Below are 23,640 nucleotides of genomic sequence, written 5' to 3' on the forward strand. Positions count from 1 at the left end.
GACCTGAGGTAGGGTGGCAATGTCCATCCTACCAAGGCATGTCTGAAGAGAACGCGTACGACTAAGACAGCGAATCCACATTAGCTATGAGTTTACGGACGGCTTCCCTTGGTTGAGCGAATCGAATTCCTCGCTGCACTTCCTCATTGAGCTGTCTCGCAAAATCACTGATAGTTTGAAACTGTTGATACGCCGCTTGGGTGCGTTCGAGAGGAATCACCGTCTTGTTCGTCAGCAACGGGTCAGCATCAGCAGGAAACGAGCCGTTGTCGATCGCGCGTTGGTAATCAACTGTGCCTGGGATTGGCGAGAACGACGACAGACGAATTTGTACCCCAAGGCTGTTGGCATAGAGGATCGTATCGATCACTTCATCGAGCGGCTGCCGCGGGAGACCCATGATGATGTACGTTTCTCATTGGCCAGGGGCATAGCCAGCTTTTACTAAATACTGCACCGCACGGGTCATTTCACCCGGAGTGATCTTGTTGTGAATATCACGGAGACGCTCTTTCGCGACAGACTCCAGGCTCAGTCGGATCGTCTTGAAGCCACTGCGATACATCAGATCAGCCAGCTCTTCGTCGATGTAGCGGGCGTGTAGACCATTGGGCGTGTGAAAACGTAGAGGACGTTGGCTGGCGATAATCTCGCGCAGGATCGGTTTAATGCGGCGCTCTGGTTGCATCAGTAAAGCGTCATCATAAAAGGCGACATCTTGCACGCTGAAGCGTTCGGTTTGAGAAAGGATTTCCGCAACAACGGCTTCTGGTCGTCGCTGGGTAAATGCACTGTCCACTTTGTAGGTCGCGCAGAAGGTGCAACGAAACGGACAGCCGCGTGAGGTCATGGCAATCAGGTAGTCGTTCTTGCGCAACAGGTCGAAGGCGGGTGGTGGGAAGTCATCGATATGCGCAGGCAATTGCTCACGTAGTGATGGCATGGGCAACAAGTCAGCAAGCAGTTCAGCCAGTGGATACTCACCAGGACCAGTAATCAGATAATCGGGCTGAATCACACGTTGTGCGTGCTCTGGCATTAACGACGCGTAAATCCCGCCCAGCACAATCGGCACGCCAGGAAAGACCTCACGGCACAGTTCCACGACCCGCTGTGGCCCCATGTACCAATAGGTCATGAACGAGGTGACAAGAATGGCATCTGGACGCGGGCGACTTTTTAGTTCGGCAAGAAAAATATCTTCGGGCAAACCATAGCGTGCAAAGTGACGAGGAATGAATGTGATACTCTCCGGTTTCGGGGCAATTTCACGATGGAAATGGCCAATCCCGTAGAGATTCACTTTCGGTTGGCTACGCTGCTGACGACGCAACAATTCTGGATGCCACTTATCCAGACAGTCGATGAAATCAACGGCAACGCCGCGCTCGCGCAAGAAAGCCGCAAGATAGAGTAACCCTAACGGCTTGCTCCAATAGTCATACGCTGCGAAGTCGTAGATCCAGGGGTTGATGCAGAGAACACTCTTTTTCAACTAAACAACACCTTCGCTAACTCCGAGCGATAGTGTTCGGCCAAGTCACTACGGGCACCAACGACTTCGAATATTTCCAACATACCTTTCCGAGCGCCGTCGTCACGGAACTTGCGGTCTTTTTTTACAATCGCCAGTAACTCGGTCAGTGCTTCTTCATAACGTCCCACAGCAGCCAGCACTTGTGACAGTTCAAATCGCGTATCAATATCATTCGGATCGGCGGCTAAGCGATCACGATATTTTTGTTCATCTCCAGCACTCGCACCAGTCTGCTTGAGTCGCAATTGCGCCAGGAATTGTTGCGCCGCCGGATGCTCTGGAGACGTATTGGGAATGCGCGTGAGCAGAGTTTGCGCGTCGTTTTCCTCGCCACGCTGTACCAGCACCCGTGCCAAGCCAAGCAGCGCCAGCGGTTGATTGGCTTCCTTCGCTAATGCCGCCCGGTAGAGGCTTTCAGCTCCTTGGGCTTTCCCAGCTTCTTCTAGACGTTGCGCTTCCTGCGCGAGGGCCTCTGCTTCTGATGGCAGCAACTGTTCGATAAAACGCCGGACATTCGGTTCAGGTTGCGCTCCGAGAAATTCGCCAGCTAACGCTCCGTTACGTACGGCCTTCACAGCCGGAATACTCTGAATCTGAAACGCCTGTGCGAGCATCGGGTTCTCATCAACATTGATCTTGGCAAGAATGAATTTTCCTTGTTGCTCTTCGGCCAATTTTTCCAGCGTTGGCCCAAGGGCCCGGCATGGACCGCACCACGGTGCCCAGAAGTCGATCACCACTGGTACTTGGTGTGAGCGTTGCACCACAGCTTGTTCAAAATCTTGCTCTGAGACATCGACAGTCCATTCGTTCATGAGAGCCCTCCATATTCACATTACGCTTCCCCCTCCCATCGGGAGAGGAACAAGGTGAAGAGGTAGAGTAACACAGCAACTCTTCTGCTTCTACGCTCGCTATGGTGACTTGCCAGTCTGTGGTAAATCTGCGAAATGTAGGCCCTCACTACAGTCTTATTCAAAGGAGCGCCTTATGGCTGCCAAGACCATGTTCGAAAAGATCTGGGAGTCGCACGTCGTTCGCACGGAACCAGACGGCACCGCCCTCCTCTATATTGACCGTCATCTGGTCCACGAAGTGACTTCCCCACAGGCATTTGAAGGCTTGCAACTTGCTGGACGCAAACCCCGTCGTATCCATGCGGCCATTGCTGTCCCTGATCATAACGTCCCTACCATCGACCGTGATAAGCCGATCGCTGATGCCGTCGCCGCCAAACAAGTTGAGACATTGCGCGATAATTGCAAAGAAACTGGCATTCCGTTGTTCGACATGAACGATATTCGCCAAGGCATCGTGCATATCATCGGTCCCGAGCAAGGGTTCACACTGCCAGGCACGACCATTGTCTGTGGTGACTCACACACGGCCACGCATGGTGCGTTCGGTGCGCTTGCCTTTGGGATTGGTACCAGTGAAGTCGAGCACGTGCTGGCAACGCAATGCCTCCTGCAACGGCCAGCCAAAACCATGGAAGTGCGCGTCGAAGGTAAACCCCCGGACCGCTGCACGGCAAAAGATATTATTCTTGCGGTCATCGGCAAGATCGGCACGGCTGGCGGCACTGGCTATGTCATTGAATATACAGGTTCAGCAATTCGTGAGTTATCGATGGAAGGCCGCATGACGTTGTGCAACATGTCGATCGAGGGGGGAGCGCGGGCTGGCATGGTCGCGCCAGATGAGAAGACGTTTGCGTATCTCAAGGACCGTCCTTTCGGTCCCAAAGGGGAAATGTTCGATCGCGCCGTCGCTGCCTGGAAACAACTCGTGAGTGACCCGAGCGCAGAATTCGACCAAGTTGTGACTTTGCAAGCAGCAGATATCATTCCGCAAGTGACGTGGGGAACCAGTCCCGGCATGGTCACCGACATCAATGGCAAAGTGCCAAATCCAAAGGACATGCCTACTCCGGCACTACGCGAGGCAACCGAACGCGCGTTAGCGTATATGGGCTTGCAAGCTGACACCCTGATCAAAGACATCAAAATTGACCGTGTCTTTATTGGTTCGTGTACCAATGGCCGCATTGAGGATATTCGCATCGCCGCGCAATTTGCCAAGGGCAAGAAAGTAGCCGCTACAGTCAAAGCGATGGTCGTTCCTGGCTCTGGTCTGGTGAAAAAACAAGCTGAAAAAGAAGGGCTCGATAAGATTCTCACAGAAGCTGGGTTCGAGTGGCGCGAGCCAGGATGCTCAATGTGTCTGGCGATGAACGACGATACCCTCCAACCAGGCGAGCGTTGTGCGTCGACCAGCAATCGTAATTTTGAAGGACGCCAAGGCAAAGGCGGACGCACACATTTAGTGTCACCAGCAATGGCCACGGCTGCCGCGATCGCCGGGCATTTTGTTGATATTCGGACGTGGAGTTGAAACGTAGTGTGTAATGTGTAGTGCAATGCGTGAACGCTTTGGGACTAGGGGCTAGGGACTTGGGGCTTGTGGGAAAGAAAAACTAGTCCCTAGCCCCCAGCCCCTAGTCCCTAGTCTTCACGCAACACGCAACACGTCCCGTATATCCACTAAGCTGGTGATCCATTCACCATTGATAAGGAAGGACTCCCCATGGACGCATTCACTAAACTCAAAGGCCTCGTCGCCCCGCTCGACCGGGTCAATGTTGATACCGACCAAATTATTCCCAAGCAATATCTGAAAACGATTAAACGTTCTGGTCTGCGTGAAGGCTTGTTTTCTGACTGGCGCTACGGCACCGATGGCAAGGGCGATCGCACCTTTGTCCTCAATCAGGACCGTTATCAAGGCGCCAGCGTTTTGTTGGCGCGTGATAACTTTGGGTGTGGCTCGTCGCGCGAACACGCGCCGTGGGCGCTGATGGATTATGGCTTCCGTTGCCTCATTGCCCCAAGCTATGCCGACATCTTTTTTAACAACTGTTTCAAAAACGGCATGTTACCGATCGTGCTGAAAAGCGACGAAGTCTCGCAGATCTTTCAAGAAGTTGAAGCTCAGCCGGGCTATCAAGTCACGGTCGATCTCGCTGCACAGGCGGTGACGACTCCATCTGGAAAGTCTTTCCGTTTTGAGATTGATGAATTTCGCAAAGAATGCCTCCTCAAAGGGCTCGACGAAATTGGCTTGACACTCCAGCATGAAAAAGAGATCACGGCTTACGAGCAACGACGGAAGCAAGAAGCGCCGTGGTTGTTCACGGACCTTTAGGACTGAGCGATGAGGACTGAGCGCTAGGAATTCAGAAGTCAGAATCCAGAAATCAGAAGTGAAGAGAGGGCATCCTAGGCATTCTGACTTCTGGCTCCTGGATTCTGGATTCCTATTTTTACTCAGTCCTCAATCCTTGTTCACTGACGGATAGTAGTGAGTCGCTGATCGAGCAGCAAAGGAGGGCGTAATGAAATTCGGCGTTGTCATCCGTAACATGGGACCGCAGTCAACTCGCGAGACAATCGCCGCGTGTGCGCGTGCGGTGGAAGATTGCGGCTTTGATGCGGCGTTCGTAGTCGATCACCTCACTATTCCGCCAGATCAGACTGAAGGTTCAGGCGGACGCTATCTCGATCCGCTGACAACCTTGGGCTACCTCGCTGGTATCACGCAAAAGATTCGCCTTGGCATCTCTGTCCTCGTTATTCCGTACCGACCTGCGTTGTTGATCGCTAAGCAGCTCGCCACGTTGCAAGAGTTATCCGGAGAACGGATCATTCTTGGTGCCGGTGTCGGTTGGATGCGCGAAGAGTTTGCTATTCTCGGTGTCGACCCTCGCAAACGTGGCGCACTCACCGACGAAGCACTGCAAATTCTGCACAATCTGTTCGCTAATGATGTCAATTCATACGATGGCAAACTAGTGAAGTTTCCACCATTTGTCTTTGCACCACGTCCAGCTCGTCCACCAATCTGGATCGGCGGCAGTGGCCCCAAAGCCTTAGAGCGTACCCTGCGATTCGGTGAAGCGTATTATCCGATCGGCTTGAAACCTGATGAAATCACACACCTGAGTTCCTATTTCCGTGAAGAAGCGCAGAAGCTGAACCGTCCGACTCCAGAGATTATTGTCGGCGGTATGATCCGCGAAGGTGAAGGTGGCAGCGCAAGTATGATCGACCGCATCTCGGCGTATCGTGACGCCGGGGCGAGTTACTATGTGTTAGGTCTTGGTCGCTATCCTGATGCTGATACGTTCCGCCGTGGGATTGAGCGGTTTGCGAAGGATGTCATACCGAAGATCTCAGGGTAGCGTAGCGTGCGCTGTGCGCACGACGTTCTGCCCTGTACTGATTTCCGTGCGTATAGCACACGCTACAGATCGCCAATTGCACCCATAGGGAAGAACAGAGTAATGCCAATACTCATCATCATTTGTCTGATTGCCATCTTCACGCAGAGCGTAGCGTGGGGAGAGCAACCTGCCACAAAAACCTGGCGTCTCGTGAGCGAACTCACCGCTGAAGAAAACAAACTCTTCGACCCGCGCAGCGACACACCCCGCGATTCGCAGTTTCCGAATCTCCCCGCTGAACGCTATCCATTTGAACCGCCCTTCACTGCTGAAGAGATGGGCTATCGGGCAATGGAATATAGCCATTCACCGCGGTGGTCATGCAATCTGATCGATGTGACTGGCGCTCTGACTGCCGAAGGTTTTCTGCGCACATCTAAAATGTACAGCCCGATTTTCTATGTCCCCAATGCTAGTGGCCAGTATGGATTGCACGGTGAGCTCTATGGTACTGCCCCTGGAGGTGCGACCCGAAAGATTACTGGGCAGAATATTTTCCCTCCTGAGGATCTTGGGAATCAGATGGTGCTGATCCAGTATCGTGCTGGAGGCAACGCTGCTGCACGGTGGGATATGTATGCGTACTCGCCCGCCCTGCGTCGTGTACGTCGACAACCCCAACCACGTCGTGGTGATAAACTCGCCCAAGGAGCGGAAAGCTTCGATGACATCTTTGGCCGTGACCCGTGGGAGTTCTCTTGGCGACTTCTCGGGGTTGACACGCTCTCTCAGACGGTGAGATTTCCTAACACGCGTCCAACCGTCACACTCGCAGATGCCGACGGAACCTTACATGATATCCCGACCGACAAGATCCGCGTGATGGGCGACGACTACCCGTTCTACACGGCAAACGGTGGAATCGAATGTTGGGTGGTAGAATCGCGCGCAAAAGATGAATGGCTACCTAATTACTATGCCCCTCGCATTATCTACTGGCTCGATAAACACTACTTCTATCCATTGCGCATCGAACAGTTCGATAACGAAGGAAATCTGATTTTTGTCGAAACTCGCATCGCCAAGCACCACAATAAAGAGATGGGCGACAAGGGCTACGGGATTTTGTTTAATCACTATTGGGATGTGACGTTAGATTACATGCGCTACAGCGTTCACGATGCCCATGAAACACGACAGTGGTCAGAGAAAGACCGTGACGTGTTCTTCAATCCAGGTGTGCTGCCGCGTGTGTGGTTCTTCGCTCCACTGAAGAGTCAGTCTGAGGTGCTCACACCAGAGCAATACTTCTTACGACCAACCTTAGATCGTGACAAATTCCCGGCGGCGCGGAAAATCGCGCTAACTCCGGAGATTGAAGCGAAGTATCAAGCGCAGGAAACGGCTGGTCACTTGGTGTTTCAGGAGTAAGTTTCAGGGAAAATCTGGAACGGGGAACCGGAGAAGAAGACAGGTGGGGCAGTCTCCGCTTCTCCCCGTCTCCGATTCTCCGTTTCTTTCTTTTTTTCCCCCTTTACCCATTTCCCCCTTTTCTTTTTCCAGCCACCTCAAGCAATCGCGCCGGAAAATTCGACATAATCCCATCTACACCGACGTCGAGCAGACTGTCCATTTCTTGCGGATCGTCGATCGTCCAGGCATGCATCTCACAGCCAAACGTATGAGCAGCATCGACCGTTTGTGAGGTTACAAGAGGGATGCCTTGAAATGATGGCGGAATCTGCAGTGCGTGTCCCGGCGGGTGATAGTCAGCAAGCTGATTCGCTGCTACTCGCTGGATGAATTCGAAGACCTCAGCATAACCTAGATTCGTCGCGATTTCTGGGGCGTGTCTTCGTACCCGAGCCAACACTGCGTCATGTTCGGAAGCAACGATCACCTGCTGTTCACGACCGATTGCACGCACGGCGGCTATGACCAGTTCTTCGATTGGTGGATCAGTTTGCTTGATTTCGATGGTGAAGTGAAGCGTGGGAAATTGCTCCAACACCTCCAGCAGCGTTGGGACTCTCACCTCAGTAGCCCGAAACGGAAACGTGTGCCCGCTATCTGAAGAAAAATGATAGCCCGCGTCGAAGGTCCGGACCTCAGCCAAAGACAATGCACGAATCTGTCCGTGACCGTTGGTGGTCCGTTCGAGTGTCGCATCGTGGCACACAACCACATGACCATCACGGGTCGCGTGCATATCGAGTTCGGCATACACGATCCCCAGATCGACTGCGCGTTGAAACGCAACCAGCGTATTCTCGGGAGCTTCCCCACTCACCCCGCGATGAGCGAAGAGGCGCGGCTTTTGTCCATCGAAAAAGGTACGCATAGATTTGTCATTGAGCGATGATCCGTCCACAATAGAAGAGATGCAAACAGTAATCAAAGAGATCTGGTACCTCGTCGCGGAAACGTTCGCCAAATGGTACGCAGACAATCCCTCCCAGCGGGGAGCAGCCATGGCATTCTACGCGATTTTTGCCATTGCTCCACTGCTGGTGATTGCGGTCGCCCTTGCTGGGTCGATTTTTGGTATTCATGCTCCTGAGAATCAAATTGTCGCCGCACTGCAAGACCTTGTCGGACGAGAACTTGCCTCGGCGATTCAAGTCACGATCATCAATGCGAGTCGACCGGCTTCAGGTACACTGCCCACGATCCTTGGTGTTCTCACATTGTTGATCGGTGCACTTGGAGTGATGGGAGAACTCCACAACACGCTCAATACGATTTGGCATGCGAAACCACAACCAGGAAACCGCCTCCTGAGTTGGCTGAAGGACCAACTGTTTCTCCTCCTCATGGTCGTTGGATTAGGATTCTTCTTGTTGTTGTCACTCGCTGCCAGCATGGCCTCGACCGTTATGAGCCGATCGGTTTCTCGCTTCATTCGTGATAGTGCGCCGTTCTGGCAGTGGGTCGATTTGATTGTGTCGTTCGGAATGCTCACCTCACTTGTCACGATTATCTACAAAGTCGTTCCTGCGGTACGGATCGCGTGGCGCGATGCGTGGGTCGGCGCGATCGTCACGTCTGCGCTCTTTACCCTCGGGAAATGGCTGATCGGTTGGTATCTGCTACACAGTACCGTAACGTCAGCGTACGGCGCCGCCGGCTCACTGATTGCCATCTTGTTATGGGTCTACTACTCAGCGCAGGTCTGCCTCATCGGTGCCGAATTCACATGGGTGTACGCGCACCACTACAGCTCAGGCATCGTGCCGATCACCGCTTCTGATTCAGCATCTCCGTCCGAATCGTCACGATCGAAGTAAACCATTTCTCCATACTTGCGGCATTCATTTTCGACCAATCAGGAATTTCTGTAACCAGCGCCCGGCCCAACTGATTGCCAAAGCGTACGAGGTTGTTGTCGGTCTCCGTCCGCACCCGGTTCCACTGCGCAAGCGCTTCGTCTAACGACGAGTGATTTCTAAGATCGTCACCCAGCGCGGTCGCGTCGTTGATCCCTTTCAGCGCGCCAGCCGCGCTATGCGGACGCGCAAAGGCTCCGGCATCACCGACTAAACAGATACGCCCCTGGCGATAGGCTGGGACCTGACAGTCATAAATCGCGTAAGCAAAGGTATTTGGGCTCTTATCAGTAATGTCTGCGTAATAGTCTGGGATGCGCTCGTGCGATTTCTGTCTCAGAGCGGCTTCAGTGGCAAGTGGCATCGCACCAGGAGGAAGCGATCCCTCATGTTGGTAGCCATTTTTGTCGGTGAGAAAGTCGGTAAGCGTCTCCTCAGGCACTGGCACATACATGCCCCAATTCACGAGCCGCTTGCCAGGCGTCACCGAACCATTCGGCCCCGGCACAAAGTAAAAGATCCCATGCCCTCCCGGATAGCCGAGACAACGCACTCCACTTTCCATTGGATGTGACTCTTCAAGTTCGTTTTCCAGAATAAACCCACGCCACAAGACATACCCGGCGTATTTGACATTCACGTCAGGAAATAACGTCCGGCGACCTAACGAAGCATATCCATCCGCACAGACGACCAAGTCGAATTCATGGATAGTCCCATCGGCTAATTCGACACCAACCCCTTTCCCATCACGATCATGCAGCGCTACGACTCTATGCCCAGAGCGATACACAGAATTCGGCACGCGCTTGCGCAAGTTTTGATACAAACCACCCCAGTTCAGCAATTCAAGACGCGCAGGTTGATCCCATGCCAGATAGCCATATTTCCGCTCGGCCTCCGTGCGCCAAATACGCATGAAGGTACTCGATGCAAAATAGGGAAGGTTGGCATCGACCAAGTCACGTTTGATAAAAGTCTCAATTACCGAAGGGGGAACACCAATACCCGCCCCCCGGTCCTTTAACTCATCACCAGTTCGTTCGAACAGTGTCACTGAACATCCTAAACGACCAAGTTCAATAGCGACCGTGCATCCGGCAATCGATCCACCGACGATGCCAACCTTGAGTCTAGATGAAATTCCATTCCTGGCTTCAGACATAACAGGCTCCTCTCTACTTCTGTTGCGCGCCTATACTAAATGGCAGTTTGAGGTTGAGGAAGGAGGCTATCTTGTGGAGAGGAAACAGAGAATCGGAGAGTGGGAGAACCGAGATGAGAAAACGCAAGGGAGAACGGGAGATGGGGCGAACCGGAGACCACCCCACCACTCTTGTGCCCTGTTCCCTGTAACCTGTCACCTGTAACCTCCTTGAGCTGAAAGCTAATAACTGACTGCCTCTTTCCAACCTTGCCCTCGCCCATCCTCGATGGTACGCTCGCCTGCGTTTGAACCAGGAGGAGCAATCATAATGAATGGTGTGCACGATATGGGAGGAATGACTTGTTTTGGGCCTGTCGTTCGCGAGAAAAATGAGCCGCTTTTTCATGCGCCATGGGAACGGCGGGTGTTTGCCATGACGATGCTGGGGATGGGACGCTTGGACACACTCGATGCCTTTCGTCACGCGATTGAACGCATGGACCCAGCTCATTACTTAGAATCTTCCTATTACGAACATTGGCTGGCAGCTCTGGAGACGCTTGCACTTGAACAGGGGGTGCTCACACCAGGGGAGATCGCTTCGGGTCGAACCTCAACCAAAGGCAAGAGCGATCAACCTCCACTTCCACCCGAGGCAGTTCCAGTCGTTGTAAACGGTGGAGCGCCAACGAGTCGCAAAACCGGACGCCAGAAACCACGCTTCAAAGTTGGCGACCGCGTTACGACCAAGAACCTCAATCCTTCTGGTCATACGCGCTTGCCACGCTATGTACGAGGCAGAGAAGGTACGATTCACATCGTTCACGGCACCTTTGTCTATCCAGACACCAATGCCCATGGTCAAGGAGAAAAACCACAGCCGTTGTACTGTGTCCGTTTTGAAGCACGTGGGCTGTGGGGACCAGACGCCGCCCGGCGCGATCACCTCTATATTGATTTGTGGGAAGATTACCTTATACCTGTTGCTTCACCACAACCAACAGCCAAGAAGCAAATAATGATAAAAGCAGCAAAATCAGGGGCCGTGCAGAAAGCCACGCCCGTACGTAAAGCAGCAATGAAATCTGCGAAGCATAAGTCTTCACGTTCCTAACATTCTGAATTCTACATTCTACATTCTGTATTCTTTCCGTTGAGGTCTTCTATGAGCACCAAACACCAAGATCACGATCATAGCCATCACAACGCCGGGCCCGATCCGCGCACGGTCAAACACCACACGCCCGCACAAACCCAAGCGTTAGAAGAACGCGTCCGCAAAATCGAAACGCTGCTTGTAGCAAAGGGGTTGGTCAACTCAGCCACACTCGACAAGATGGCGGAGACCTATGAACATGACTTAGGTCCCATGAATGGAGCAAGAGTTGTTGCTCGTGCCTGGACCGATCCTGCCTACAAGAAACGGCTGCTCACCAATGCCACCGCAGCAATCAACGAACTCGGCTTTAGTGGACTTCAAGGCGAACACATGGTCGTCGTCGAAAATACGCCTAAGGTCCACAACGTCGTCACCTGCACCTTGTGTTCATGTTATCCCTGGCCGGTGCTAGGTTTGCCACCAACTTGGTACAAAAGCGCGCCCTATCGTTCACGTATTGTGATTGACCCACGCAGTGTACTGCGAGAATTTGGCACTGAGCTTGATGAGTCAGTCGAGATTCGCGTGTGGGATAGTAGTGCAGAGATACGTTATATGGTGTTGCCAGAGCGCCCCAAAGGAACCGAGAAGCTAAGCGAAGAACAACTCGCGAAACTGGTAACACGAGATACAATGATAGGGACAACAAAGGTCGGAGTGTAGAGCGTTAAGCGATCGGATCATCGAGCGATCGGGTCATCGAGCCATTGAAAAAAATGTTTCCCTAATGATCCGATGGCTCGATGGCTCAATGAGAAAATTCCCCAATTGCCCGATCACTCAATTCTTCCAAAAGTTCTTTCGCCTCTTGCAAGTCCTTCGTGTCGAACCCTTCGGTAAACCATTCGTACACCTCGGATAACATTTTGTGTACTTCGGCAAGAGCAGTGCGTGATTCGTGACTCGTGATCGGCGGTCGCTGTTGCGTGCTGCGTGCTCCCCGCTCGAAGGCATGCTGTTGCCACAGTGCCTTCAGTATTAGACCAGAAACGTCATGTTGTTGATCACTTCATCGTTATTGATCAGCACGACTTTCTTATAGGCGACCTTGAAGCTATCACCCTCTAGTCTCAGTTTGTGAGCCATGCGGCTAGTGGAAGAAAAAAGCAAGAAAAAAGGGCAGATCTTGCCTTATGACATTTCAACTCGTACGGAATCATATGTCTGTGATATCTGAATTTTTCTACACCCCCAATGTCCCAACAATATCCCCGAATTCGCACCATTTACAGAAGTAAAACCCTGTCCCTCTTTCCTTGACAGCTGGGTTACGCCACTGCGGCGGTCAACGGTCCCTTATGTTGCTGGTTCTGCCTAGCAAGCGCAAATAGCCCATTGACGGCTTCCACTAATGCTTGGGCACCGCCCGGCGCAAAGTATGTCTCACCACATTTTGTACACACGTGGGCACGAATACCGGACACAATAACACGCAAGCCCTCGCGTTCAAACTCTTGGGTAATTGTCCGTGCGCGCACGGCACTGCCACATTCAGAACATGGGGCATGGAGAGGTTGTTTCTTCATCGTCTTTTTCCTCGCAGCGTCGGCTTGATCCACCAAGGTCGTTGCGGAATATACGCCGTCACCAAATCAACGACACCCGCGTTCGAGAGATCACAGAGGATATGAAGAGGCGACAGGACTTTGGTTGTGAAGTGGAAATAACCGAGTACAAGATAACGGGAGTCCTGGCCATACGCTTCTACAAGCTGCAGTTTACCAGTCAATGCTTGCAAAAGTTGATACTCATCAAATCCCTCCTCGATCATATGTCGTACTGCATGTGACCTGACACGATAGAGGCGGGCTCGCACCAGCCGCTGGATTTGGATAATTGGGTCAGTTTGCGACGCCATGCTGTTGTTTTACGGTTTTCGTAGCGTTTTTTCAGTCGGCCTTCTACCCTCCCTCTGCCCTACTTGTCAGGCGGCTTTGGCCCTTCTCCCATTCCTTCTTGGCTGTAGATCTCAGATAGCGGCTCGAACAGTCCTAACGTAACAGCAGATGAATTTGCCGCAACCTGTTTTACACCAGAAAGGTCATATTGTTGATCACTTCGTCATTGTTGATGAGGACCACTTTCTTGTATGCGATCTTGAAACTGTCCCCATCCGGTCTCAGCTTGTGAGTTGTGCGTCCGGCAAAGGTATCCATCTTGCTGCGGCGCAGGGCGGTTAAGTTAAACGTCGAATAGACAATCACCTCACCGTTCTCTCCCGCTTCGATCTCGACGTTCGAGATGATACGACTCACACGTGACCGTGGATCTTGCGCGTAGGCAGCGCCACTTTTGAGACGAATAATACGATCTTCAATACGCGCCTTATTCTCGTAGACAATCGAGACGTGTTTCTGCGGATCGAAGTCGTCATCGTTGGAGGGAATCCAATACAGTGCGTCATCGGTCCACAGCGCAAACCATTCATCATAGGCATGCGAGTCCATCAGACGTGCTTCGCGATAGAGAAAACTTTCGATGTGGTGACGATCTGGAAGCATACGAGTGTTCCTTGGTTGCGTGTAGGGGCGTATTGCAATACGCCCATCCCTTGTCACTGCGCGACTCTGCGTGCGGTTCCATTCGCCCGCCGACGCGCCGGAGCCTCGACTCCCTGCAGCATCACTTTCTTCCACTGCTTCCAGATCGCTCGTTGTGTGACTTCATCGGTGACCTGGCCAACAAGCGTTCCGTCAACATCTTCGACTTCTTTGTGCAATCCGCGCCCGAGGTACAGCCACGGATCGAGCTGCGCGCTCAGGCCCATTTGGTTGCGCTCGAACATCTCCAAGTCGTCGGTCGCGCCACCACCTGCCGGGCCATAGAACGATTCATGCCCACGCAGGCGCGTGACGTTAATGTCTTCCGGTGCATCCTTCAGTCGCGCCGGATAGAGGAAGACTTCAGTCTCATCAATTTTGATGGGACTAATCACACGGATATGCGCGCCGATGAGGACAAGATTGGGAAAGACCAATAAATGTGTCCCACCAGAGGTGAGGATTTCCTCTGTACGCTCGTTACCATAGCGTGCAACCATGGCCTCGTGGTACGCGCCCCCTGAAGGCGTCGTCGGCAGAGCAGTACGAAGGCCCGCGCCGTGCTCTTTGTTGTAGCGTCGGTAGTCTAACAACGCGTGACCATTCCCTAGATCGCGTGCTTGCGCTAAAGACTGACTGGCAAAGACGCCGGTAATACTCGAAGATCCGGTCTTGCGTTTGATGTTATCGAAGAAGGTCTGATGGACGAAGTTCGGATGGTAGCCGTCCATGCTATTTTCGATTTGAAACTTCCAGTTGGCACGATAGCCATATTTGTGAACACCAGTACTCACCTCGAGTTCACCCGTTGGAGACAGATCGACAAAGAGATCAATCTGCTCTTTGGCTGGCTTGCCGAGATGTTCATCAAGAGTGATACCGACGGGGCTCAAACTGCCAAAGACAAACCCACGATAGATACCTACGCGCGGAACTTTACGCAGCCCGAAATCTTCTTTACGAAACGACTCATCGTAGCGATCTTTGTAAGTGACCCCTAAGAGTTCTCCATTCGTGCGGAACGTCCAACCATGATAGGCACAGCGGAACTTGGCGGTGTTACCGCGTTCAACCTGACAGACAGCATTGGCGCGATGCGGACAGCGGTTCATCAGCAACTGCACGTTGCCGTCTTCATCACGCACCATAATGACCGCCTGTTGCCCCATTTTCCGCAGACGAAAGTCGCCTGCATTGGGAATCTCACTGTCGTGGCCAACGTAGACCCAACCACGGTGGAAAACGGTATCCATTTCTTCGGCAAAGATGTCCGGGTCAGTGTAGACTCGACCATGCACGCGGTCTTCTTTCACAAGATCAGTGTAGTCAATTGTTGTCCGGGATGGCTTCATCTGTTCCTCCTTGTTGGTGGAACGCCTCGCGTCCCAGTGCTGAGTATCGCGGCAGGCGCACTCCTGATCAAAAGCTTCCTCATACTCCTAAACCGACACGACCTCTGTTGTCAAGAAAAATATATCGCGCTAGAGAAGCTACGCCAAGGAGAACACCGATTATGACCCAAGTCACCAATCCCAACATCGCAGAAATGACGGGAAAAGCATCACTTCCACGCAGTAGTGGAGAATTGGTCTTTCACGATCCATGGGAACGACGGGCATTTGCTATGGCCGTGTCGTTATGGGAGCAGGGATTTTATCAGTGGGATGAGTTTCGCGATCATTTGATCGCCGAGATTGCCGCAGGAGAAAGAGCCGCTGGGCCGGACGCACCTCCGGAGGACCTTCCCTCGTATTATGAGAGCTGGCTGGCCGCGCTGGAAAAGCTACTGGCGAAGAAGGGGCTCTCTCTCTAGCCTATCGTTGCCCCAGTGTGCTGAATTTTCTGTAGCGTGCGTGTAGCGCACGACTTCCCCCTTGTCGCTGTTCGTGTGCATGGCGCACGCTGCGTCATGCTAGAAGCTCAGATTTTGCTTCTCTTGATCTTTACCAGCAAGACGCGATAGTGTCCTCTGTCGAAAGGAGGGAGACAGCATGTTTCTCATGCGTTTTACCGAACGAGCGTATGTCGACTATACCGCAGAGGATGTACAGAGCAGTTTTCGTAGCTCGGTGCGACTAACCTTCCCCAATAAGCATTTTAATCCCGCCCGTGGCGCGGATCTCTATAACGAGTATCTCGATGAATATGAGTATTCCGATCAGATTGGCTTTGACGGTTTGATGCTCAATGAGCATCACAACACGCCGACCTGTCTTGGTGCCGCAATGAACCTTGAAGCGGCGATTCTCGCGCGCACGACCAAAAAAGCCAAGATCGTGTTGCTTGGGAATCCGCTGCCGATCTTCGATAACCCCCTGCGCCTCGCCGAAGAGCTGGCTGAGATCGATATGATCTCGCGCGGACGTTTAGTCTCTGGTTTCGTGCGTGGCACAGGAATCGAAACCTGGGCAACGAACACCAACCCGGTCTACAATCGTGAACGCTTTGAAGAGGCGCACGATCTGATTATGAAGTCGTGGACCACGCCAGGCCCCTTCCGTTGGGAAGGCAAACATTATCATTTTCGTGTGGTCAATCCATTCGAGCGTCCACTGCAGAAACCACATCCACCGGTCTGGATTCCTGGGATCGGCAGTCCAGAAACACTGGTGTGGTGCGCACAACATCACTACCCGTATATTTATCTCGAAACCGATCCGCAGGTGACAGTTGATCTGATGTCGATCTATGCCCAAGCCGCGCGCGAAGTCGGCTATGAGCCAGGGCCACAGAACTTCGGGTATCTCGTGCGTATTCATGTGCAAGATACCGACGAGAAGGCATACGAAGTCGGCGAAGGATTTTTGGTCGGCAATGCGGGAGTCGGGCGTGTACCAATGCCGGGCGATTTCATGGCTCCTCCGGGGTACAACTCACGTGAAGGGGTGAAGCGACTACTCGAACAATATAAACATGCCTTGAAACCGGATCCCCTGTACGGTGGTATCGATGCCGCTGGATGGGAAAAAGTCGTCGAAAGTAATCGTGTCATTGTCGGTAGCCCAAAGACGGTTGTCAAAAAAGTGCGACAGATGCTGTCTACCCTTCGCCCTGGCATTCTTGGGGTCTGGACCAACGACGGCACGATCAGTCACAAAGATACCATGCGCTGTTTGCAGCTCATGGAACAAGAAGTGTTGCCAGCAATGAAAGACATGGGTAAAGAGCTCGGGCTGCCTGGGCCATTTGAAGTGGCACCGTAAAAATAAGTCTAAAGTCCAAAGTCTAAAGTCTATGCTTTGGGGCTAGGGAATTGGGACTTGGGGCTTGTGGGAAAAAGAAAAACCAGTCCCTAGCCCCATTTTCTACAAAAGGTGACTTATGCCAACTGAACCACAGGAACAATTTATTGACGTAGCTGGAACAAAAATTCAGTTACGAAAAGCTGGGCAAGGACAACCGTTAGTGATCTTGCACGGTGTAGAAGGCAGTCTCGACTGGCGTGCGTACCATCGTCAGCTGGCTGAACACTTCACGGTGTATGCGCCAAGCCTTCCAGGTTTCGACCAGTCACGACGCCCGGAGTGGCTGGAGAGTTTTTCTGACTTAACACGTTTTACTCTCTGGTTCTTACAAGAACTCGATTTACCAAAAGTCTCGCTGCTTGGCCATTCGATAGGCGGCTGGCTCGCAGCAGAAATGGCAGTAAGCTGCCCGCAGATTGTCGATCGCCTGGTGCTGGCTGCTGCTGCTGGTATTCAACCACACAAGGGAGAGATCACCGATATTTTTCTGCATGGACAAGATAGCACGCGCCAGATGGCGTTTTTCGATCTCAAAACGATTCCTGAGTACGAGGAATTGTTTGGGCGTAAACCGTCGCGTGAAGAACGTGAGATCGTCGTCCAGAACCAGGAGAATACGATCCGCTATTGCTGGAAACCGTATATGTTTAATCGCAGCCTCCCCCATTTGTTACCACGGCTACGGGTTCCCACGTTGGTCATCTGGGGAAAAGACGATCGCATCATTCCGCTTGAGTGCGGCGAACAGTACCAACAAGCGATTCGTGGCGCGCGACTCGAAGTGCTATCACAATGTGGACACAATCCGCATCTCGAAAAAACCGCACAGTTTGTTGGCCTTGTACGTGAATTTCTGAAATAGGTTACAAGGGACAGGGGACAGTCAAAAATGGACACGCCCTCAGTCATTGTTTTCCCTGAACCCTGTAACCAGTACCCTATCCCTTAGGAGGACCCATGCCATTACATCCACAAGTCAAAACTGTTCTTGATCTCATGACTAAGGCCGGACCGCCGATGCATCACCTTACGCCGGAAAAGGCACGTGAACAGATTCTCGCCATGCGTGCGAACAAAGGTGATGTTGAACCAGTCGGTAAAGTCGAAGACCGTACGATCAAAGGGCCAGCTGGTGATATTCCCATTCGTATTTACACGCCAAATGGACGCGGTCCGTTTCCGCTGCTCGTCTATTTTCACGGTGGCGGGTGGGTCGTAGGGAGCATTGAGACTGTCGATGCCTCATGCCGTTCGCTGACGAACCAAGCCGGTTGTATCACGGTTTCAGTTGATTACCGCCTCGCCCCTGAACACAAGTTCCCCGCTGCCCCGGAAGATTGCTACGCGGCAACAACCTGGACGGCGCTCAATGCCTCATCAATCCACGGCGACCCATCTCGACTCGCCATTGGTGGCGAAAGCGCAGGGGCAAATCTTGCTGCAGCCGTTGCCTTGATGGCGCAAGAGCGCGGTGCACCATCAATTGCATTGCAACTGCTGCTGTATCCGGTCACTGATTACGCTTGCAATACGCCGTCGTGCCGAGAGAATGGGGAAGGCTATTTTCTTACCACCGAGATGATGCGCTGGTTCTGGAATCACTACTTGCGTAATAGTGCAGATGGCGAGAACCCGCTTGCTTCTCCATTGCGAGCAAAACGCTTGCAAAGCTTGGCACCCGCAGCCATCTTTACGGCTGAGTTCGATCCGCTGCGTGACGAAGGCGCAGATTACGCGAGGAAACTCCGTGATGCAGGTATTCCCGTTGAATACAAATGTCAGGAAGGACTTATTCACGGCTATATGGGCATGGCCAAGGTGGTAGAGCCCGCAGAAAAAGCCGTGCAAGATGCCGCAAGCTCATTGAGGAACGCGCTTGCGAAGTAAGACCACATCTTTTTTGATGGTAGCGTTTCCGAATCTGAGCGCCCTGTCATTCTGAGTCGCGGCGCAGCAAAGAATCTCTCTGAGAGACTCTTCGTTGCACTCAGGGTGACAGCACTCGTGTACCAATCTTTCATGGTCCGATTTAGATAAGAGTAACGAGGACAGGACGAATTGCGTCTTCTGCTCAGGTGCAGCCACACGCGGACGAAGTTCGGCCTTCGTGTCTGAAGACGAAGAAAGAACAGCAAGAGTAGAAAGTACGCAGAGTCACTCCTTATCAAGAGTGACTATCCGGATTTAGCCGTAGGTATTAAATGCTTACCTGACGGGCGGATGAACAACTAATTTGAGCGCCAATTCAATCTCTGGCTTCAGTACGCCGCTTACATAACAACCGCGTTTCGCGACATCTAACAACGCATGCACGTGGCCTTCAGGGTCAGGACTCCACACCTCAAGGGTCAGGGCAATAGCCTTCACCTGCCCTTGCGGATTCGACTGTACTCGTCCAGTTATCCGCTCGACTGTCACCTTACGCCGTCGTGCCGCGGCTTTGAATGAGATTGTCATGCACGACAACAATGCGCCAAGAAATGCCGACACCGGGTCTGGACCCGTATCGTTTCCCCCATCACTGCTGGGCTCATCAAGCGACCATGAGTGGCTGAGGCTCTGGACTTGAACGGTATAGCCACTGCCATCAGAGACCGTACAGATTTCACGTTTCTCGTGGGGGCCGGTATTCGGAGACCCTGGACCCTGGACTCTGGACTCTGGACTGTCCTTACCTTTGGACTCTGGACTCTGGACTCCGGACTCTGGACTGTCCTCAACTTTGGACTTTGGACCTTGGACTTTGGACTCTTCACTAGACTCTAACCGTTGTTTGAGGTGTTGCGTGAACCCAGCCGCCCCCACCCCATCTGTGACACGATGATCATACGCTATGCTGAGTGTCATCATCGAACGGACAACAACCTGTCCATGATCGATAACTGCACGATCTTCCACCGCACCAACAAAGACGAGAATGGATTCACCGAGGTTAATCACGGGCATGCCGAAACGAATACCAAACATGCCAAGGTTAGAAACCGTGAGACTCGCGTTGCCGATATCATCCGCTCCGAGTCGGCCATTGCGCGCGGCCTCGATCAATCGTGCGCTTTCAGCCGCTAGCTCCTTCACAGTCAGTTTGTCAGCATGGCGAACGACTGGCACGACTAACCCACGCGGCGTATCCGCGGCAAAGCCAATATCGATACCATCGTACAACACGAGGGTGTCGCCCTCGACGGTTGCATTTAGCTCTGCATGCTCAGCCATCACCCGGGCCGCTGCCTGCAGTATGAGGTCATTGAGAGTCAACGAGGCAATCTCTGCTTTCAGCTGGGCGCGGGTCGCAAGCAGTGTGGTCGCATCGACATCGACCATCTGCACGATATGCGGGATAGTCTGCCAACTTTCTTGGGTGCGGCGAGCTGTGGTTTTACGAATGCCTGTCAGTGCGCGACGTTCGCGAACAGAGCGACCTACCGCCTCAACAACCACGGCTGGGGTCGTTCCTTTAGCGGCGATCGCTTTCTCAACATCGACCGCAGAAATGACGCCATCGGCACTCGAAGCAGTCACGGTTGCAAGGTCGATCCCGCGCTCAGCCGCAAGTTGTTTCGCCTTCGGCGAGGCAAGCACTTTCTTACTTCGCGTTGCGGTTTTCCCTGCCATTGATGGAGTCGGGGCTGATGGCGCAACTGTCACGGCTTGAGCGCCAATGGCAGCATCACCGATTTCACCGATAACGGTCCCGACACGCACTTCTTGTCATTCAGCAACAAGAATGTGGAGAACCCCACTCGCAGGGGCTTCGATCTCGAAGGTGGCTTTATCCGTCTCGATGGTGAGTAGCAACTGCCCGTGCTCGATCCGCTCACCGTCTTTGCGATGCCATTGTTGCACCGTCCCTTCGGTCATGGCTTGACCGAGTTTCGGCATCAACACTGGAGTGTTCGTCGTAGTGTTCGTTTCAGCCGACAATGTCTTTTACCGCCTTATAGATAGAATCAACCGAAGGAACGATATGATCGACCAGTTGCTGCGCTGTCGGGAGCGGCACGTCGGGAATCGCCAGTCGTTTGAACGGCTTATCGAGGTAAGGGAGGGCATGTTCGGCTAATATCGCCCCAATTTCTGCACCGACACCAAGCGTGCGATAGGCTTCTTCCACCACCAGGCATGCACCAGTCTTCTTCACTGACTCAATGATCGTGTCCTTGTCGAACGGATTGAGGGTCCGCGGATCAACGATCTCCACTTCAATGCCTTCTTTGCTGAGTTGTTCTGCTGCTTTCAGCGATCGTCGCAACATCTCTTGCCAGGCAACGATCGTGACGGCATCGCCCTCACGGCGAACGACGGCTTTACCAAACGGCGTGGTGTACTCACCGTCCGGGACTTCGCCGCGCATGGCATAGAGCAACTTGTGCTCAAAATACATCACCGGGTTATCCGAACGGATCGCAGCTTTCAGCAATCCTTTCGCATCTTCAGGGGTCGAAGGCACGGCACACAGCAACCCAGGCGCGTGCATGACGAACGCTTCAGGGCATGCAGAATGCTCTGGTCCGAAACCAGACCCGCCGGAAGGGCAACGAACAACAAGCGGTACGTTAAAGGCGCCACCGTGCATAAACCGCCACATCCCCGCTTTGAAAAATACTTCATCACCAGCAGTGAAAATAAAATCAGCAAATTGCAATTCGACAACTGGTCGGAGTCCCATCGTCGCGGCCCCAACTCCAGCACCGACCAGGACGTTATCAGAGATTGGCGTATCAAAGACCCGGTCTGACCCGAACTTCTCCAATAGCCCTTCCGTGACTTTGAAGATTCCACCCCACACGGCGACGTCTTGACCGTAGAGGATCACATCTTGATCACGGCGCATTTCTTCTTCAAGGGCTTGGTTGATTGCTTTGCTGTAGGTTATCGTTGGCATATGTCTTTCCTTGAAATTACCAATTGGAAACTAAATCAGACCTGAGAACATTCGTACACGTTACACTCCAGACGCCAAAGCGAGTCATTCTGAGCACAGCGAAGAATCCCTCCGAGAGACCCTTCGTTGCACTCAGGGTGACAGCGCGAGTGTACCAATCTTTCATGGTCCGATTTAGTGTCTGAGCTTTATGCACATCAAGTTTGGCTTTAGGCTCTGGGCTCTAGGATTCGGGGTATTTTGACAACGCAATCCTCAGAGTAGAGAGCTGCTTACCTAGCGAGTCCGTCTGCTTAACAAGATCATGATGTTATTCTGCGGAGCAGTACTTGAGTCGGAGTGTGATCTCAAGTTGCGTTTCAAGTTCAGCCAGAGAAGAACGAGCGATCGAGACATGGTGCATATATTCCTTCGTATATCCTCGCGTCTGTCCCTCCGCGATATTTGAAGGAATTGACACTGCAGCACGCTGCATTTGACTGGCAAGGCCGTATACTTCATGCTTAGGGAATCCTCGGGTCAGTAGACAAATTTTCTCCACCGAATCGATCGCAGCCTGCCAAACTCGCAAATCCCGAAAGCTCTTGATTACAGCCCTCTCCAGATTTCTTTCCATTTCTAGAGCCCAACTCCCAGAGCCCAGAGCCTGTTCCTAGGCATACAAGTCCTGCAACGCCGCCTCCGGCACGATCGGTGGGGCAGCTTTGACCGTCGCTACTGCAGCCTCAATCTGTCGTTGCGTATCTTCTTCAATCTGTTTCACCAGTGCATCAGTCAAAACACCGGCTTTCAGTAGCGTGTCTTGAAATTTGGGCAGTGGGTCTTTGGCGGTTAGGACCGTGGCTGCGTCTGAGCGATACTGTTGTTGGTCAGCCACATAGTGACCCATCAGGCGTGTGACTTTCGCTTCGATCAGCGTCGGGCCTTGCCCAGCACGAGCACGCTCGACGGCCTTTTGCATCACTTCGTACACTGCGACTGGATCAGTACCATCAACGACCACGCCAGGAACACCATACCCCGCAGCCCGATCAGCAATGTTTTCCACTGAAGTTGAGCGACCCGTCGGCATCGACACGGCAAAGCCATTGTTCTCGCAAAAATAGATGCACGGCAGTTTCTGCACGGTCGCCCAATTGAGGGACTCATGGAAGGTGCCACGATTGGATGTCCCATCACCAAAGAAGTACGTCACCACTCGTCCCGGCATCTTGCGCTTCAACGCCATGCCGACACCAACCGAGATGACAAAACCACCGCCAAGCGTGCCACTTTCACCCAGGACGCCGCGCGGAACATCAACCACATGCATGACACCACCTTTACCGTTGTTGGTTCCGCCTTGCTTTCCGGCAACGTCAGCAAGAATGGCTGCGATCGGCGTTCCGCGTGCGATCATGTAGGCAATGCCACGATGCCCATAGAGCACGTAAGGCGGTGGCAGGAAACAACTTACCGCAATAGTGATTGACCGGAGTGGAGAGCCTCTGCACAAGAGCAGGGATGAGAGACGAGACCATTGTGTGCTGGCTTCGGTCTAAGTATCGAAGTCTGGTCGAAGAGCTGGATGAACGCGGGCGAC

The 23,640-nt window shown here is 52.9% G+C and carries 25 protein-coding genes; 11 read left to right on the forward strand and 14 right to left on the reverse strand.

Annotation, left to right across the window (positions count from 1 at the left end; all coding sequences use genetic code 11):
- Positions 1 to 61: 61 nt before the first annotated feature.
- Genes FJ147_06655 through FJ147_06665 form a run of 3 tightly spaced genes read right to left on the reverse strand, consistent with a single transcriptional unit; the run spans position 62 to position 2,352 of the window.
- The gene (locus FJ147_06655) at positions 62 to 400 is read right to left on the reverse strand and encodes a hypothetical protein (GenBank protein ID MBM4255563.1); all 339 of its coding nucleotides are present in this window, start codon (positions 398 to 400) and stop codon (positions 62 to 64) included.
- Between the two features lie 15 nt (positions 401 to 415).
- Positions 416 to 1,495 carry a radical SAM protein gene (locus FJ147_06660; protein MBM4255564.1) on the reverse strand — a complete coding sequence of 360 codons (1,080 nt, stop codon included), beginning with the start codon at positions 1,493 to 1,495 and terminating at the stop codon, positions 416 to 418.
- Positions 1,492 to 2,352: a co-chaperone YbbN gene (locus FJ147_06665; GenBank protein MBM4255565.1), complete on the reverse strand. Its 861-nt coding sequence runs from the start codon at positions 2,350 to 2,352 to the stop codon at positions 1,492 to 1,494. The genes FJ147_06660 and FJ147_06665 overlap by 4 nt, the downstream gene beginning before the upstream one ends.
- 175 nt (positions 2,353 to 2,527) lie before the next feature.
- On the opposite strand from FJ147_06665, the gene leuC reads away from it, so the two are divergent.
- From leuC to FJ147_06685, 4 genes are all read left to right on the forward strand, one after another.
- Positions 2,528 to 3,931 carry a 3-isopropylmalate dehydratase large subunit gene (leuC, locus tag FJ147_06670; protein ID MBM4255566.1) on the forward strand — a complete coding sequence of 468 codons (1,404 nt, stop codon included), beginning with the start codon at positions 2,528 to 2,530 and terminating at the stop codon, positions 3,929 to 3,931.
- 192 nt (positions 3,932 to 4,123) lie between these two features.
- Entirely contained in the window at positions 4,124 to 4,741 is a 618-nt protein-coding gene (gene leuD, locus FJ147_06675) for a 3-isopropylmalate dehydratase small subunit (GenBank protein MBM4255567.1), read from the forward strand.
- Positions 4,742 to 4,931: 190 nt separating this feature from the next.
- On the forward strand, positions 4,932 to 5,777 hold the full coding sequence (locus FJ147_06680) for an LLM class F420-dependent oxidoreductase (GenBank protein MBM4255568.1): 846 nt from the start codon (positions 4,932 to 4,934) through the stop codon (positions 5,775 to 5,777).
- Positions 5,778 to 5,879: 102 nt separating this feature from the next.
- A complete protein-coding gene (locus FJ147_06685) occupies positions 5,880 to 7,190 on the forward strand; it encodes a DUF1329 domain-containing protein (GenBank protein MBM4255569.1) in 1,311 nt (436 codons plus the stop codon).
- A gap of 103 nt (positions 7,191 to 7,293) precedes the next feature.
- Here the strand turns inward: FJ147_06685 and FJ147_06690 are convergent, their stop codons facing one another.
- Positions 7,294 to 8,232, reverse strand: coding sequence for a glycerophosphodiester phosphodiesterase (locus tag FJ147_06690; protein MBM4255570.1), 939 nt, complete (start codon positions 8,230 to 8,232; stop codon positions 7,294 to 7,296).
- Between FJ147_06690 and FJ147_06695 the strand changes: the two genes are divergently transcribed.
- A complete protein-coding gene (locus tag FJ147_06695; protein ID MBM4255571.1) occupies positions 8,141 to 9,046 on the forward strand; it encodes a YihY/virulence factor BrkB family protein in 906 nt (301 codons plus the stop codon). The two genes, FJ147_06690 and FJ147_06695, sit on opposite strands and share 92 nt — an antisense overlap.
- Here the strand turns inward: FJ147_06695 and FJ147_06700 are convergent.
- Entirely contained in the window at positions 8,997 to 10,250 is a 1,254-nt protein-coding gene (locus FJ147_06700; GenBank protein ID MBM4255572.1) for a hypothetical protein, read from the reverse strand. The two genes, FJ147_06695 and FJ147_06700, sit on opposite strands and share 50 nt — an antisense overlap.
- Positions 10,251 to 10,560: 310 nt before the next feature.
- On the opposite strand from FJ147_06700, the gene nthB reads away from it, so the two are divergent.
- On the forward strand, positions 10,561 to 11,346 hold the full coding sequence (gene nthB / locus FJ147_06705; GenBank protein MBM4255573.1) for a nitrile hydratase subunit beta: 786 nt from the start codon (positions 10,561 to 10,563) through the stop codon (positions 11,344 to 11,346).
- Positions 11,347 to 11,397: 51 nt separating this feature from the next.
- The gene (gene nthA, locus FJ147_06710) at positions 11,398 to 12,054 is read left to right on the forward strand and encodes a nitrile hydratase subunit alpha (protein MBM4255574.1); all 657 of its coding nucleotides are present in this window, start codon (positions 11,398 to 11,400) and stop codon (positions 12,052 to 12,054) included.
- A gap of 605 nt (positions 12,055 to 12,659) precedes the next feature.
- Here the strand turns inward: nthA and FJ147_06715 are convergent.
- From FJ147_06715 to FJ147_06730, 4 genes are all read right to left on the reverse strand, one after another.
- Positions 12,660 to 12,917 (reverse strand): YgiT-type zinc finger protein, encoded by a 258-nt coding sequence (locus FJ147_06715; protein MBM4255575.1) that lies wholly within the window; start codon positions 12,915 to 12,917, stop codon positions 12,660 to 12,662.
- Positions 12,914 to 13,249, reverse strand: a complete 336-nt coding sequence (locus FJ147_06720; protein ID MBM4255576.1) for a DUF4258 domain-containing protein — start codon at positions 13,247 to 13,249, stop codon at positions 12,914 to 12,916. Before FJ147_06720 ends, FJ147_06715 begins: the two co-directional genes overlap by 4 nt.
- A 169-nt stretch (positions 13,250 to 13,418) precedes the next feature.
- Positions 13,419 to 13,892 (reverse strand): aromatic-ring-hydroxylating dioxygenase subunit beta, encoded by a 474-nt coding sequence (locus FJ147_06725; GenBank protein ID MBM4255577.1) that lies wholly within the window; start codon positions 13,890 to 13,892, stop codon positions 13,419 to 13,421.
- 53 nt (positions 13,893 to 13,945) lie between these two features.
- Positions 13,946 to 15,283: a Rieske 2Fe-2S domain-containing protein gene (locus tag FJ147_06730; GenBank protein MBM4255578.1), complete on the reverse strand. Its 1,338-nt coding sequence runs from the start codon at positions 15,281 to 15,283 to the stop codon at positions 13,946 to 13,948.
- Positions 15,284 to 15,444: 161 nt separating this feature from the next.
- Between FJ147_06730 and FJ147_06735 the strand changes: the two genes are divergently transcribed.
- The 4 genes from FJ147_06735 to FJ147_06750 all read left to right on the forward strand — a co-directional run bounded on the left by FJ147_06735 (position 15,445) and on the right by FJ147_06750 (position 19,063).
- Positions 15,445 to 15,744 (forward strand): nitrile hydratase accessory protein, encoded by a 300-nt coding sequence (locus FJ147_06735; protein ID MBM4255579.1) that lies wholly within the window; start codon positions 15,445 to 15,447, stop codon positions 15,742 to 15,744.
- 178 nt (positions 15,745 to 15,922) lie between these two features.
- Positions 15,923 to 17,134: an LLM class flavin-dependent oxidoreductase gene (locus FJ147_06740; GenBank protein MBM4255580.1), complete on the forward strand. Its 1,212-nt coding sequence runs from the start codon at positions 15,923 to 15,925 to the stop codon at positions 17,132 to 17,134.
- Between the two features lie 118 nt (positions 17,135 to 17,252).
- Positions 17,253 to 18,038, forward strand: a complete 786-nt coding sequence (locus tag FJ147_06745; protein ID MBM4255581.1) for an alpha/beta fold hydrolase — start codon at positions 17,253 to 17,255, stop codon at positions 18,036 to 18,038.
- Between the two features lie 95 nt (positions 18,039 to 18,133).
- The gene (locus FJ147_06750) at positions 18,134 to 19,063 is read left to right on the forward strand and encodes an alpha/beta hydrolase (protein ID MBM4255582.1); all 930 of its coding nucleotides are present in this window, start codon (positions 18,134 to 18,136) and stop codon (positions 19,061 to 19,063) included.
- 318 nt (positions 19,064 to 19,381) lie between these two features.
- Here FJ147_06750 and FJ147_06755 read toward each other — a convergent pair whose 3' ends face one another.
- From FJ147_06755 to FJ147_06775, 5 genes are all read right to left on the reverse strand, one after another.
- Positions 19,382 to 20,878, reverse strand: a complete 1,497-nt coding sequence (locus tag FJ147_06755) for a hypothetical protein (GenBank protein ID MBM4255583.1) — start codon at positions 20,876 to 20,878, stop codon at positions 19,382 to 19,384.
- Positions 20,879 to 20,884: 6 nt separating this feature from the next.
- On the reverse strand, positions 20,885 to 21,097 hold the full coding sequence (locus tag FJ147_06760) for a hypothetical protein (GenBank protein MBM4255584.1): 213 nt from the start codon (positions 21,095 to 21,097) through the stop codon (positions 20,885 to 20,887).
- Positions 21,087 to 22,058: an alpha-ketoacid dehydrogenase subunit beta gene (locus tag FJ147_06765; protein MBM4255585.1), complete on the reverse strand. Its 972-nt coding sequence runs from the start codon at positions 22,056 to 22,058 to the stop codon at positions 21,087 to 21,089. The genes FJ147_06760 and FJ147_06765 overlap by 11 nt, the downstream gene beginning before the upstream one ends.
- Positions 22,059 to 22,368: 310 nt before the next feature.
- Positions 22,369 to 22,647, reverse strand: coding sequence for a four helix bundle protein (locus FJ147_06770; GenBank protein ID MBM4255586.1), 279 nt, complete (start codon positions 22,645 to 22,647; stop codon positions 22,369 to 22,371).
- 63 nt (positions 22,648 to 22,710) lie between these two features.
- On the reverse strand, positions 22,711 to 23,559 hold the full coding sequence (locus FJ147_06775) for a thiamine pyrophosphate-dependent dehydrogenase E1 component subunit alpha (protein MBM4255587.1): 849 nt from the start codon (positions 23,557 to 23,559) through the stop codon (positions 22,711 to 22,713).
- Between the last annotated feature and the right edge of the window lie 81 nt (positions 23,560 to 23,640).

The organism is Deltaproteobacteria bacterium (assembly GCA_016874775.1).
In the GTDB taxonomy this organism is placed as follows: Bacteria; Desulfobacterota; Binatia; order Bin18; family Bin18; genus VGTJ01.